We start from the raw sequence: 14,537 nt of genomic DNA on the forward strand, positions 1-14,537 counted from the left end.
CGTCCTCAGATAATTTTCGTGATTGTGGATATGCTACTGATGGGGATCGAATACATCCTACTCTTTGGACCTGGCAGCGCTATGGTTGCAGGGTGTTCAAGAAAGAAGTCGTATATATGGCACAACTTCCGCCCCACCCCATTGAGGACCTCCAGCAACTGGTCAACGTCGTCAACAAAACGAATTTCGATCTGGTGCTCTTGGGTCTGCTGGCTGTGAACGTGATCGATGCGGAATGGCGATCCGCGATATGGGAAACCGTCTACGAAAACTGTTCCAGTATCGAAAAGCACGTTCTTCACTTGCATGATGAGTTTTTCATCCGCGCCGCGTAACAAGATGAATGGCGCGTAGCGCTCGGAATTCGGGATGCGGCGATTCTTAGCCGAACTCCAGTTATTGCCGATTGCTCTTAGTTGGTCGCAGACAACCGAATCGTCGGTTGCCGCACTGCATTCAATGATGAAAGCACGGACGATTCCCGCGCCGTTCGTGAGCGAGAAGTACAGGCCTTTCATATGCTTAGCGTACTCGCTTACATCCTTCTCCCGAAGAAGCCAACGATTATGTATAGCTTGAGTACCTTTGAGCAGTTCCTGCAGATCAAGACGGGTGGCCTTGCGGTCGTTGTGATCTTTTTTCGTGGCGAGTGTGGCGATGTAGTCGAAGGCCATTGGATAGTGAAAACCTTCAGCCTCAAACCTAGAGACGTTTTGGTTTTTCCGTATTGCCTCGATGACGAGATTGCGATGTTCAGAAAATTCCGTCGAGATTTGTATGCTGAAGCTCTTGCAGAACACCTCAATTAGCTCATCTGGCGCGGCCATGCCGTCGAGCAACGACTTCTTTTCATAGGATTTTGTACCGTCAGCGACCTTCACTTCCTTTCGGTATTCCATCACCGATTTAAAGCGCTCGACGGAAAGCTCACCAATATCAATCTTAACTTCCGAAAAGTGCCCGTACAGCAGGTATTTTCGGCCTGCCCGCTGTGCTTCTTCGAGCCCATGGAAATGAACAAAGAGCTTATGCAGAGGATCACGCAGTACCGAGTCTGTCAGATTCTGCTCCGCGTAGTATTTTACCTGGCCGTAAATGACGCCTTCATCGGTGTATCGGTCGAAGTCTTCAATGCCCTCGATGACAATGCTCTCGTTCAGGCCCGCGTTCAGGATTTCGAGTAACGATGCATCGAGCTGGTAGAAATAGCCCCTAATTGAAGCTGTTGCTTCGCGTTTTTTGTCGACTTCCAGCATCCCATCCCACCCCCGAATCAATCCTTGATTGGCATTATAGTTGAGATGAAGCTAAGAGTGCGAGTGTGCATGTTTGCGCCGACGGGACTGGCCTGAATGTCGTTAAGGCGTCGATTGTGGCCGAGAGCTTCTAGGGTGGCGAGACGATCAGTGCGGTAGCGATTAATTACCTCTGGTTGGGAGTTTAATCACTTAGTTCCGTGCCCACTATTTGCGGGTAAGATCATGACACATATAATTACGCACCATGGAAATTCGCCAACCTCTGGCAGCAGTGCACCTTGGGAATCCGCACACCTGGCGCACTATGGGAATAAGCCCACCTTCGGCGGAAGCGGGGTGTTTACAGCTGGAGCTCCTCTCCCCACTATTTTATCAGTGAGTGCTCGCAGGTCTTCATGAGTAATCTCGGAGAGCTTCTGATTGCCAAATTTTCCCTTTAAGTCTCGGGCATAGACTGAGCGACGCATATCCCTAGTAGAGTCGGCCATCTGATAGCCACGTAGCCATTTCAAAGCCCAAGCACCAAAGGTCTCAGCATCTTTCGTTCTCGCTTTAGCACGTGCTTTCTCTTTGGCAGGAGACTTTCCATCAGTAACCATGCGCTTTGCTTCATTAAGGCGTTCACGCGCTTCTGCTAACGTGATTCCTCCAACTCCGTAGCGACCAAAGGTAATAGTTTCTTGCCTACCATTGATCGCGTAGTTATAGCGAAAAGAGATCGAACCTGCGGTGGTGACGGCGACATAGAGGCCATCACGGTCATTTACTTTGTAAAGTTTTTCTTTGGGTTTGAGATTTCGTAACTTGGTCTCTGTAAGCATGCATTGACCTATAGTCTTCATTGATACCATGCTGAAAAACCTCTATATAACTAGAGATTAATCCCTATAAAACATAGAGATATACAATCCTCATACCATGCCCCATTTAAAACACTCAGCATGGTATCGTGCGTAATCCATGGCATTAACCATGAATCATACCCATCAAAATGCCACGGTCAAACTGTGTTTGGCGTTGCCAGACATTGCCAAAAATGACGAGAATATAAACAAAAAAAGTCCGCAATTACACGGACTTAAGTATGATTTAGTGCCTGTTAGTGCCAGACGTTTCCGGTTAGGAAATTATTCCCACTCAATCGTGGCCGGTGGCTTACCAGAGATATCGTAAACCACGCGAGAAATGCCGTTCACTTCGTTGATGATGCGGTTGGAAACACGGCCGAGGAAATCGTACGGCAGGTGCGCCCAGTGCGCGGTCATGAAGTCGATGGTTTCTACTGCACGCAGTGAAACAACCCAATCATATTTACGACCGTCGCCCATTACGCCAACAGAGCGTACTGGCAGGAACACGGTGAAGGCCTGGCTGACTTTGTTGTACAGGTCAGCTTTATGCAGTTCTTCGATGAAGATTGCATCGGCACGACGCAGCAGGTCGCAATACTCTTTCTTCACTTCGCCCAGTACACGCACGCCCAAACCTGGGCCCGGGAACGGATGGCGATACAGCATGGCGTATGGCAGGCCCAGTTCCAGGCCGATCTTACGCACTTCATCTTTGAACAGCTCTTTCAGCGGCTCAACCAGGCCCATCTTCATCTCTTTCGGCAGACCGCCCACGTTGTGGTGCGATTTGATCACGTGTGCCTTGCCGGTAGCAGAAGCAGCAGACTCGATCACGTCTGGATAGATGGTGCCCTGTGCCAGCCATTTCACGTCAGTCAACTTCAGCGCTTCTTCGTCGAACACTTCAACAAACACGCGGCCGATGATCTTACGTTTGGCTTCGGGATCATTCTCGCCCGCCAGTGCATCGAGGAAACGGTGTTCAGCGGCAACGTGAACGATATTCAGACCGAAGTGATCGCCAAACATGTCCATCACCTGCTCGGCTTCGTTCAGACGCAGCAGGCCGTTGTCCACAAACACACAGGTCAGACGATCGCCGATAGCGCGGTGCAGCAGCATCGCGGTGACAGAGGAATCCACACCACCTGACAGGCCAAGGATCACTTTATCTTCGCCAACCTGCTCACGAATACGCTCAACCGCATCTTCGATGATCTTGGCTGGCGTCCACAGTGCTTCACAGCCGCAGATATCACGGATGAAACGCTCCAGCATGCGCAGGCCCTGACGGGTATGCGTCACTTCTGGGTGGAACTGCACGCCGTAGAATTTCTTATCTTCGTTGGCCATGATGGCAAACGGACAGGTTTCGGTGCTGGCAACGGTTTCAAAGCCAGCCGGGATAGCGGTCACTTTGTCACCGTGGCTCATCCACACGTCCAGCAACGGTTTGCCGGCTGCGCTGATGGCATCTTCGATGTCACGGACCAGCGCGCTCTGGGTCAGCACTTCAACCTGCGCATATCCGAACTCACGCTCGTTGGAGCCTTCAACCTTGCCGCCCAGCTGCATTGCCATGGTCTGCATGCCGTAGCACACGCCCAGCACCGGTACGCCAGCATTGAACACGTATTCTGGTGCACGTGGGCTGTTCAGCTCAGTGGTGCTTTCCGGGCCACCTGACAGGATGATGCCGTTCGGATTGAAGCTACGAATCTGCTCTTCGGTGACATCCCACGCCCAGAGTTCGCAGTAGACGCCCAGCTCACGCACGCGGCGCGCGACCAGCTGCGTATACTGAGAACCAAAATCGAGGATCAAAATGCGATGTTTATGAATATTTTCAGTCGTCATTGAGGCGTTTCCATTGGGATGGACTTAATAATAAAAGCGCCCGGCAGGTGCCGGGCGTTGAATCTTACGGGATTATGAACCCATGCGGTAGTTCGGTGACTCTTTGGTGATGGTCACATCATGCACGTGGCTTTCGTTGATACCTGCGCCACTGATGCGCACGAACTCGGCTTTAGTACGCAGATCGTTGATGGTTGGGCAACCGGTCAGGCCCATGCAAGAGCGCAGACCGCCCATTTGCTGGTGCACGATCTCTTTCAGACGGCCTTTATAAGCGACGCGGCCTTCGATACCTTCTGGCACCAGTTTGTCAGCCGCGTTATCGGTCTGGAAGTAACGGTCAGATGAGCCTTTAGACATCGCGCCCAGTGAACCCATACCACGGTAAGATTTGAACGAACGGCCCTGATACAGCTCGATTTCGCCTGGAGATTCTTCAGTACCCGCCAGCATAGAACCGACCATCACAGCGGCCGCGCCTGCGGCGATCGCTTTGGCGATGTCACCTGAGAAACGGATACCACCATCAGCCACAACCGGGATACCGGTGCCTTCCAGCGCAGCAACCGCATCAGAAACAGCGGTGATCTGTGGTACACCTACGCCAGTCACGATACGCGTGGTGCAGATTGAACCAGGGCCGATACCCACTTTCACCGCGCTCACGCCCGCTTCGGCCAGTGCCAATGCACCTGCACCGGTCGCCACGTTGCCACCGATGATGTCCAGGTCTGGATACTTCGCACGGGTTTCACGGATACGTTGCAAAACGCCTTCAGAGTGACCGTGAGAAGAGTCGATCAGCAGAACGTCAACGCCCGCAGCAACCAGCGCGTCAACACGCTCTTCGTTACCGGCGCCCGCACCAACCGCAGCACCCACACGCAGACGGCCTTCCGCATCTTTACAGGCGTTAGGTTTACGCTCTGCTTTCTGGAAATCTTTAACGGTAATCATGCCCAGCAGGTGGAAGCTGTCATCCACAACCAGCGCTTTCTCAACACGTTTTTCGTGCATTTTCTGCAGTACGATGTCGCGCGCTTCACCCTCTTTAACGGTGACCAGACGCTCTTTCGGCGTCATCACAGCGGAAACTGGCAGGCTCAGGTCAGTCACAAAACGCACGTCACGACCGGTGATGATACCGACCAGTTCGTTGTCGGTGTTCACAACCGGATAACCCGCAAAGCCGTTGCGCTCGGTCAGCTCTTGCACTGCCGCCAGCGTCGTGGTTGGCAGAACAGTTTGCGGATCGGTCACCACGCCACTTTCGTGTTTTTTCACTTTGCGAACTTCATCCGCCTGGCGCTCAATCGACATGTTTTTGTGGATAAAGCCCAGACCACCTTCCTGCGCCAGTGCAATTGCCAGACCGGCTTCGGTCACGGTGTCCATGGCAGCAGACAGCATAGGGATGTTCAAACGGATGTTTTTCGTCAGTTGGGTGCTGAGTTCAGCGGTGTTCGGTAAGACAGTGGAGTGAGCTGGAACGAGCAGAACGTCGTCAAAAGTGAGGGCTTCTTTAATGATTCTTAGCATTGCAATATCTCCACCTGGGGGCGATTAAAACAGATAAAATATTGCCGCGGCATTATACAGGCCGAAATCGATTGCCTCCAGTGTTTTTTAGGAAAAAGTCTTGATCCTTCGGGTGAGCAATGTAGTATCGGTTGATTAACCCTCTGATTTAAAATTTGATCTACATCACATGTCGCTACCGCCAACCGCCAATATTTTTACTGTCAGCCGCCTGAATACCACGGTGCGCCAACTGCTGGAAAATGAGATGGGCCTGGTGTGGCTCAGCGCTGAGATTTCGAATTTTAGCCAGCCCTCTTCCGGCCACTGGTACTTCACCTTAAAGGATGATGTTGCACAAGTTCGCTGCGCGATGTTCCGTAACAGCAACCGTCGTGTCACCTTCCGACCACAGCATGGTCAGCAGGTTTTAGTGCGCGCCAGCATTACGCTGTATGAGCCGCGTGGCGACTATCAGTTGATTATCGAAAGTATGCATCCGGCGGGTGAAGGTCTGTTGCAGCAGCAGTTTGAGCAATTGAAAGCGCGACTGGCGGCCGAAGGGCTGTTCGATCAGCAGATTAAACAGCCGCTGCCCGATCCGGCGCGCCAGGTTGGCGTCATCACCTCCGCCACCGGCGCCGCGCTGCATGATGTGCTGCGCGTGCTGCATCGCCGCGATCCGTCGTTGCCGGTAATTATCTATCCCACGCCGGTGCAAGGTGTAGATGCACCGGCAGCCATCGTGCGTGCCATTGAACTGGCGAACCAGCGTGATGAGTGTGACGTGCTGATCGTCGGCCGTGGTGGCGGTTCGCTGGAAGATTTATGGAGCTTTAACGATGAGCGTGTGGCGAGAGCTATCTTTGCCAGTCGCCTGCCCATCGTCAGTGCCGTCGGCCACGAGACAGACGTCACCATCGCCGACTTTGTCGCCGATTTGCGTGCCCCTACCCCATCTGCGGCGGCAGAAATCGTGAGCCGCAATCAGATCGAACTGCTGCGCCGTTTGCAGTCACAGCAGCAGCGCATGGAAATGGCGATGGATTTCTACATTGCTGAACAGCAACGCCGTTTTACCCGCATACAACATCGTTTGCAGCAGCAACATCCACAGCTGCGTCTGGCACGCCAGCAAACCACACTGTTCCAGTTGCAACGTCGCCTCGGCGAGGCAATGGATCAACGCCTGCGCGTGGCTAATCGCCAGCAGGATCGCGTGTTACAGCGCCTCAACAATCAGCAGCCTCAGGGGCGCATTCTGCGTGCGCAGCAGCAGATGCAGCAGTGGCAGTATCGCCTGCAGCAGGGCATGGAGAAGCAGCTGAATCACAATCGTCAGCGCTTTGGTAATCTGGCTGCACAACTGGAGGGCGTCAGTCCGCTGGCGACTCTGGCGCGTGGTTTTAGCGTGACAACGGATACCCAAGGCCAGTTGGTGAAGAAAACCCAGCAATTGCATAAAGGCGATCTACTGCGCACCCGTCTGGATGATGGCTGGGTGGAAAGCCAGGTGACCGCCCTTGAGCCGCAGAAATCACGCAGCCGCAAAGCACGCTCCTAGCTGAAAAACTATACTTCTGGCATGTTCCCTCACGGCCAGGAGTTACTATGACCTACAGCGTTATTCCTCCGTATATTCTTCGCAACATCATTGATCACTGCTCGGGTGCGCCGCAGGAGTCTGCTCGCCGCACCCTCACCCATGTTCAGCAACTGATGGCTGAACACAATCATAAAGCGGCCAGCGCGGCCACCGCACAGCCTGGCAGCGTGTTGCGTGCCATCTTTGATGCGGAGAACACACAGAATCTACCCGGCACCTTAATCCGCGATGAAGGCCAGCCGGGCAATGGTGATGTCGCAGCCGAGGAGGCCTGGAATTATCTCGGCATCACCTACGATTTCTACTGGCAAATCTTCAAGCGCAACTCACTGGATAACCATGGCCTGAAGCTGGATGGCACCGTGCATTACGGCAAGGAGTATCAGAACGCCTTCTGGAACGGTCAGCAGATGGTGTTTGGTGACGGCGATGGCGAGATTTTTAACCGCTTTACCATTGCGCTTGATGTGGTCGCGCATGAACTCACCCACGGCGTGACCGAGAACGAGGCCGGGCTGGTTTATTTCCAGCAGTCTGGTGCATTGAATGAATCGATGTCTGATGTGTTCGGCTCGCTGGTTAAGCAGTTCCACCTGCAGCAAACGGCCGATCAGGCTGACTGGTTGATTGGTGAGGGCTTGTTAGCATCCGGGATTAAAGGCCGTGGACTGCGATCCATGTCCGAACCAGGCACGGCTTACGATGATCCGAAACTCGGTAAGGACCCGCAACCGGCGGATATGGATCATTACATCGAAACCCGCGATGACAATGGCGGTGTCCATCTCAATTCTGGCATTCCTAACCGTGCGTTTTATCTCGCCGCTAAAGCGTTAGGCGGCTTTGCCTGGGAGTTAGCGGGCCACGCCTGGTACGACACCCTCTGTGACAAGACACTGCCGCAGGATGCCGATTTCAGCACCTTTGCCCGCTTTACCGTCGAGCATGGCGGCAAGCGATTTAATCGCTCGGTGGCGGAAGCAATTCAATCCGCCTGGCAACAGGTAGGCGTAACGTGAATATTCAACTGACTGATGACGCTATCATTGAACTGGCGCGTGAAGGCGGCATTGCTTTTATCCCCAATCTGCGAGGCGAGCGCCGCTTTGCCCTGGCGCAACTGCCGGAACCGCAAAAACAGCGGGTGTGTAACGTACTGGAGCAGGCATTACCGTTAGGGGAACCGGAAGATCAGGCGGCGAATCTTGGCAGCGGCGATCAGCGCTATTTTCGCATTCAAATCACCTATGCCACCCATCAAGAGGCAGGATCCATCGTGATTTTAATTCCAGAAACCGTGGCATCGCCAGAATTAGAGGCTCTCTGGCGCGACGGCCAGTGAAGAACTCGGAGATCTCCCAAGGCAACCTGTAACTTACTGACTATAATCATTAATGTGGCTAGCTAGTCCACGTCGAAGAAAACACCCTTAGATGAGGTCTCTGCTATGACACAAAAAAAGCAACGAGGTGGTGCCGGGAACTTTGCAGAGGACCCGGAGCGCGCCAGGGAAGCCGGCAGTGCTGGCGGCAAAGTCAGTGGGGGTAATTTCAGAAACGATCCTGAAAGAGCCAGGGAAGCTGGAAGAAAAGGAGGTCAAAAAAGCCGTCGCCCCTCCAAGCAGCAGTGAATAAGGTACCTTAAGGAGTGAAGTGCGCCACGGATGGTTAATAAAAAAAGGCCGACATCATGATGTCGGCCTTTCTTCTTACTGAGGCTTACTTGCTGTCTGGCAACGCGTAAGCAATCACGTAATCACCACGGTCTGGTGACTGACGTGCGCCACCTGCGGAGATCAGGATGTACTGTTTGCCATTTTTCGGCGAAACGTAGCTGATTGGGCCACCCTGGCTGCCGACTGGCAGACGAGCTTTCCATACTTCTTTACCGGTTGAGCTATCGAAGGCGCGCAGATAGTAATCCTGCGTACCGGCGATGAACACCAGGCCACCCTGAGTCGCTAAAGTACCACCCAGCGTTGGCATACCGATTGGCATCTGTGCGCGCATCTTAATACCGAATGGACCGGTATCCTGCACAGTACCAACTGGCACCTGCCATACGATCTGACGGGTTTTCATGTCGATAGCAGACAGCGTACCGAATGGTGGTGCCTGGCACGGAATGCCCAGCGGAGACATGAAGCGGTTTTTGTTAACAGCGTAAGGGGTGCCTTTCAGCGGAACGGCGCCCATGCCGGTGTTGATCGCTTCACCACCATTGCTGGCTGCATCTTTGCTGGTGTCCTGAGGAATCATCTGCACCCACAGGCCCAGACGCATGTCGTTAACGAACATGTACTGGTTGTTCGGGTCGAACGAGATGCTGCCCCAGTTCATACCACCCAGTGAACCTGGGAAGCTAAGTGACTTATCGGTATCTGGTACGGTGAACAGGCCATCGTAACGCATGCCTTTAAAGGCAATACGGCACACCAATTGGTCGAACGGCGTCGCGCCCCACATGTCAGACTCGGTCAGCTTCTGGTTGCCGATGTTTGGCATTTCAACTGAGTGCGGCTGCGTTTTGGTGTACTGCTCATTCGGGATGTGACCCTGTGGCATCGGCTGCTCTTCAACTTTCGTTAAAGGCTTGCCGGTCAGGCGATCCAGCACCCAGATCATGCCGGTTTTAGCACCGATCACTACCGCAGGCTTGGTGGTGCCATCCTTCATCGGGAAGTCCACCAGGCTTGGCTGCATTGGCAGGTCGAAGTCCCACAGATCGTTATGTACGGTCTGATAAACCCATTTTTGCTTACCGGTAGTCGCATCCAGCGCCAGAATTGATGCGCCGTAGGTGTGATCCAGTTTGGTACGATTCGCACCCCACAGATCCACAGACGAGCTACCCATTGGCAGGAACACAGTGTTCATCGCCGGGTCGTATGACATCGGTGCCCATGAGTTCGGGGTACTACGGGTGTAGTCTTTGCCCGGCATCAGGATGGCATTCGGGTCATCGTTACCTGGGTCAAACGCCCAACGCATCTGACCGGTGATAACGTCAAAGCCGCGCAGTACGCCGCCTGGCATATCGGTCTGGACGTTATCCGCCACACGACCACCCACCACTACGGTGGTGCCGGCCAGCTGTGGTGCAGACGTCAGCTGATACTGTGGATCGGGCGCTTTACCCAGACCTTTTTTCAGGTCAACCACACCGTGGTCGCCGAAGTCTTCACAGAATTCACCGTTGTCAGCATTGATGGCGATAAGACGCGCATCGATGGTGTTCATCAGAATGCGACGCTGACAGGTATCACCTGCCGCCAGCACTGGCGCAGGAACCGGTGTTGAGCCCGGCTGACTTGGCTGCTGTACAGGTTTGGTCGCATCGAAGTACGCCAGACCACGGCAGCGGTTCCACACTTCTGCCTGGGCGTTGATTTCACGCTTCCAGATCTGCTTGCCGGTATCCGCTGCAACCGCAATCACGTTGTTGTGCGGGGTGCAAAGGTACAGGGTGTTGCCAACCTGCAATGGCGTTTCCTGATCTTCCGCGCCGTTACCGGTTGGGCTGATCGGGGTATCGCCAGTGTGGAAGGTCCATGCAACCTGCAGGTCTTTGACGTTATCACGGGTGATCTGGTCGATCGCCGCAAAACGGTCACCTTCAGGTGTACGGCCGTAGCTGCTCCAGTCCTGCTGTGGCTTAGACTTGTCGACCGGAATCAGCGGCAGCTGTTTGCCGTCGAACGCGACGGTTGGGTGCGGCTGGAACATCTGCACGAAAGTTGCCACCATGCCAACAGCGATGACCGCTGAAAGGACATAGGAAACTTTCGCCAGAGAGCTTTTGCCTTCACGCTTACGCAGCGCTGGCCAGGTCAGGAACGCCAGCAGCATCAGGCCTGCAGGCACCATCAGGCGTGAAACCAGCTGCCAGAAGTGGAAGCCCGCATCAAACAGCGCCCAAATCAGGGTGCCAACGAAGACCAGAATGAATAAGGTCACGGCGGATGATTTGCGACGGAAGAACTGAACCGCCGACAGCAACATCACAATACCGGAAATGAGGAAGTACCAGCTGCCGCCCAGAGCGACCAACTTGCCACCGCCGATCGCGAAGAACAGACCGACAGCCAGCAGGACCAGCCCGAACAATACAGACCAGATACTCAACCCTTTGCAGGGACGAGCGGAATTTTCTGCCATAACAAAAACTCTCCTGAAAAAATAACGCGCTGGTGCCGGCTAACAAGCTGTAGCCAGTAGCAATGCTCCTGCCAACGATGGGGGTACAGGAACCAAACCGTTACGCTTTATTTTATATCTATTGGTACGGGTGCAATGCCCGTAATTCGGCGCTTGTGAGCAAGGACACATCGCAGGTGAGAGTGATTCTCGCTACAAGGCGGCAGGATTGTACCACCTGGTTCATTAGAAAGTGAACATCCATAACGAAGGAGTTACTGGGCAATAGCATTTTTGCTACAAAACCAGTCATAAGTTATTAATAAATATGAGGCTGAATCAAAGTGTAATTTTTGATGTTAAGGCGATATGTCAGGGATGATGAGCTTATCGCGCGGCATCAGGGCGAAAAAAAGGGCCCGTTTGGGCCCTCATCACTTTAACGCTTATTCTTTTTCAGATGCGACATCAGTCGCTGGCGTTTGCGCTGCTGCGTCGGTGTCAGCAGGTTACGTTTGCCCGCGTACGGGTTGTCGCCTTCTTTAAACTGAATGCGAATCGGTGTGCCCATCACGTTGAGTGAGCGACGGAAGTAGTTCATCAGGTAACGTTTGTAGGAATCTGGCAGATCCTTCACCTGATTACCGTGAATCACCACGATCGGCGGGTTATAACCACCAGCATGGGCATACTTCAGCTTCACGCGGCGACCACGCACCAGCGGCGGCTGATGGTCGTCAGAAGCCATGGTCATGATGCGCGTCAGCATCGCGGTGCCGACACGTTTGGTTGAGCAGTCGTAAGCTTCGGTCACGGATTCGAACAGGTTACCTACGCCACTGCCGTGCAGCGCCGAGATAAAGTGAATGCGCGCGAAATCGATAAAGCCCAGACGGAAGTCCAGCATCTCTTTCACTTCGTCACGCGCTTCCTGCGTCATGCCATCCCACTTGTTGACCACGATCACCAATGAGCGACCGCTGTTCAGGATAAAGCCGAGCAGTGACAGATCCTGATCGGAAATGCCTTCACGTGCATCAATCACCAGCATCACCACGTTGGCATCTTCAATGGCCTGCAGCGTTTTGATGACAGAGAATTTTTCTACAGTTTCGGTGATTTTTCCGCGTTTACGCACACCGGCGGTATCAATCAACACATACTCGCGCTCATCACGCTCCATTGGAATGTAGATGCTGTCACGCGTGGTGCCCGGCATATCGAAGACCACAACGCGGTCTTCACCCAGGATGCGGTTAGTCAGCGTTGACTTGCCGACGTTAGGACGGCCAACGATAGCCAGCTTGATCGGCAAGGTGGTCGGGTCGAAGTTTTCTTCTTCCTCTTCCGCCAACGCCTTCTCGTCCTCTTCTTCTTCTAACGCGGCCCAGTAAGCGGCGTTTTCTTCTTCTTCCGTCAACTCCACTTCTGGAACGGCTTCTTCCATCCATGGCAGCAACGCAGCTTCAAGCAGGTTGTTCACACCGCGACCGTGCGAGGCCGCAATCGGATGAATGTCACCCAAGCCCAGCGCATAGAAATCCAGCACGGCAGCATCAGGATCGAGACCGTCAGTTTTGTTCGCGACCAGGAAGGTGGCTTTTTCGCGCGAACGTAGGTGATTGGCGATCTGTTGATCGGCCGGCATCACACCCGCACGCGCATCCACCAGGAACAGCACCACATCCGCTTCTTCAATCGCCAGCAGCGATTGTTCTGCCATGCGGTTTTCGACGCCTTCCTCGGTGCCATCAATACCGCCGGTATCAATAACAATGAATTCGCGCCCTTCCACTTCGGCGCGACCATATTTGCGATCGCGAGTCAGTCCAGGAAAATCCGCTACCAGCGCATCACGAGTGCGCGTTAAGCGGTTAAATAGCGTAGATTTTCCCACATTGGGACGCCCAACCAGCGCGACCACAGGTACCATAACACTTGCCTCAGTTTTAAAAATAAATCGCCCGAATGGCGTGATTATAACGACATTTGCCAGAAGGCGTCAGGCTGAAGGCGCTAAGAATACCATGCCTGACTAAAAACGAAACGGCCCCTGACGAATCAGGAGCCGTATTAGCGAGCAGGAAGCCGGTTCCTGCAAAGCCCAATCTTAACGAGTGATGGCGTAAACTTCGCCGCCCTTCGCCTGGATCAGCAGCTTGTCACCGGCAACCACCGGGTCAGTCTGGAAGCCATCGCTGTCCAGTTTCTGCTGCGCAACAAAGCGCCCGTCAAGGGTGTTAATCCAGTGCACATAACCTTCGCTATCGCCAACCACCAGATAACCGTTAAACAGCACTGGTGAAGTCAGGTTGCGATGCAGCAGATCGCTCTGGCGCCAGATGGCCACGCCACCGTCGGCATTAAGCGCAATAACGCGGTCATCCTGATCGACCAGGTAAATACGACCCGCATCAACCACCATGTCTTTCACGCCGCCGATTTCGCGTTTCCACAGAATCTGGCCTGAACGCAGTTCCAGCGCGGTCAGATTACCGTTGTAAGCCAGCGCATAGATCACACCGTTAACCACAACCGGCGTCGTATCCACATCGCTCAGACGATCAATCTCTGTGGCGCCACTTGGCTGCGAAATACGCTGCTGCCAAATCAACTGCCCCTGGTTCATGATCACTGCACTCACGCGGCCATTGTCACCACCGACAATCGCACCACCGAATGCCACAGTCGGCGCAGATTCACCGCGCAGTGACAGCGCAGGCATATCGAGGTTGACGCTCCACTTGATCGCGCCAGTACTCTGGTCCAGCCCCTGCAACATACCGTTGCTGGTGTGGATCAGTACCAGGCCATCACTCACAACTGGACGCGACATCGCTTCACCGGCGACTTTCGTCTGCCAGGCGATGCTGCCATCGCTATTGTTCAGTGCAAAGACCTGACCGCGCTCGCTGCCGATATAAATGCGATCGCTGGTAGCGGTAATGCCGCCAGAGAGAAGAGCTGAGATGTTTTTCGAGAAGAAACCGGTTTTCTCAGAGAGATCGACTTTCCATTTCTCTTTACCGTTGCTGGCATCCAGGGCTTTCACTACGCCAAAGCGGTCGGCCGCATAGACGGTACCGTCCTGCCAGGCTGGATGCAGATTGGAATAGAAATCGCCAACGCCATCACCCACCGAGGTGCTCCAGGCAGTCTGTGGCGTAAACTGGTTTTCCACTTTCGGCAGCGGAGCCATTTTTACTACATCTTCTTCGCCGCTGAACAGCGAGCAACCGCTGAGCAGAGTGACTGAAATCAGCCCTGGCAGCAGGTATTTACGTAATTCCATGTGCGCTCTCTTGACTGG

General features: G+C 53.9%; 10 protein-coding genes and 1 pseudogene. 4 read left to right on the plus strand and 7 right to left on the minus strand.

The window, feature by feature from the left end; all coding sequences use genetic code 11:
* Positions 1–5: 5 nt before the first annotated feature.
* The 4 genes and pseudogenes from AC6I8L_RS14300 to guaB all read right to left on the minus strand — a co-directional run bounded on the left by AC6I8L_RS14300 (position 6) and on the right by guaB (position 5,506).
* Positions 6–1,256 (minus strand): DUF4297 family anti-phage-associated protein, encoded by a 1,251-nt coding sequence (locus AC6I8L_RS14300; RefSeq protein WP_058959130.1) that lies wholly within the window; start codon positions 1,254–1,256, stop codon positions 6–8.
* A gap of 347 nt (positions 1,257–1,603) precedes the next feature.
* A pseudogene (locus tag AC6I8L_RS14305) lies at positions 1,604–2,080 on the minus strand (tyrosine-type recombinase/integrase); the annotation flags it as partial.
* A 306-nt stretch (positions 2,081–2,386) separates the two neighbouring features.
* Positions 2,387–3,967 carry a glutamine-hydrolyzing GMP synthase gene (gene guaA, locus AC6I8L_RS14310; protein WP_058959131.1) on the minus strand — a complete coding sequence of 527 codons (1,581 nt, stop codon included), beginning with the start codon at positions 3,965–3,967 and terminating at the stop codon, positions 2,387–2,389.
* 72 nt (positions 3,968–4,039) lie between these two features.
* Positions 4,040–5,506, minus strand: coding sequence for an IMP dehydrogenase (gene guaB / locus AC6I8L_RS14315; RefSeq protein WP_058959132.1), 1,467 nt, complete (start codon positions 5,504–5,506; stop codon positions 4,040–4,042).
* 169 nt (positions 5,507–5,675) lie between these two features.
* Here guaB and xseA point away from each other — a divergent pair, with 169 nt between their 5' ends.
* The 4 genes from xseA (at position 5,676) to AC6I8L_RS14335 (ending at position 8,721) form a co-directional block, all read left to right on the plus strand.
* Entirely contained in the window at positions 5,676–7,049 is a 1,374-nt protein-coding gene (gene xseA, locus AC6I8L_RS14320) for an exodeoxyribonuclease VII large subunit (RefSeq protein WP_058959133.1), read from the plus strand.
* A gap of 47 nt (positions 7,050–7,096) precedes the next feature.
* Positions 7,097–8,110, plus strand: coding sequence for a M4 family metallopeptidase (locus AC6I8L_RS14325; RefSeq protein WP_058959134.1), 1,014 nt, complete (start codon positions 7,097–7,099; stop codon positions 8,108–8,110).
* The gene (locus tag AC6I8L_RS14330) at positions 8,107–8,433 is read left to right on the plus strand and encodes a protealysin inhibitor emfourin (protein WP_034825682.1); all 327 of its coding nucleotides are present in this window, start codon (positions 8,107–8,109) and stop codon (positions 8,431–8,433) included. The genes AC6I8L_RS14325 and AC6I8L_RS14330 overlap by 4 nt, the downstream gene beginning before the upstream one ends.
* A gap of 105 nt (positions 8,434–8,538) precedes the next feature.
* Positions 8,539–8,721 (plus strand): con-10 family general stress protein, encoded by a 183-nt coding sequence (locus AC6I8L_RS14335; protein WP_045814915.1) that lies wholly within the window; start codon positions 8,539–8,541, stop codon positions 8,719–8,721.
* A gap of 88 nt (positions 8,722–8,809) precedes the next feature.
* Here the strand turns inward: AC6I8L_RS14335 and AC6I8L_RS14340 are convergent, their stop codons facing one another.
* From AC6I8L_RS14340 to bamB, 3 genes are all read right to left on the minus strand, one after another.
* Positions 8,810–11,248, minus strand: coding sequence for a glucose/quinate/shikimate family membrane-bound PQQ-dependent dehydrogenase (locus tag AC6I8L_RS14340; RefSeq protein WP_058959135.1), 2,439 nt, complete (start codon positions 11,246–11,248; stop codon positions 8,810–8,812).
* 418 nt (positions 11,249–11,666) lie between these two features.
* Positions 11,667–13,160: a ribosome biogenesis GTPase Der gene (der, locus tag AC6I8L_RS14345; RefSeq protein WP_034825679.1), complete on the minus strand. Its 1,494-nt coding sequence runs from the start codon at positions 13,158–13,160 to the stop codon at positions 11,667–11,669.
* Between the two features lie 177 nt (positions 13,161–13,337).
* Positions 13,338–14,519 (minus strand): outer membrane protein assembly factor BamB, encoded by a 1,182-nt coding sequence (gene bamB / locus AC6I8L_RS14350; RefSeq protein ID WP_034825677.1) that lies wholly within the window; start codon positions 14,517–14,519, stop codon positions 13,338–13,340.
* Positions 14,520–14,537 lie beyond the last annotated feature (18 nt).

It is taken from the genome of Type-E symbiont of Plautia stali (assembly GCF_059731115.1).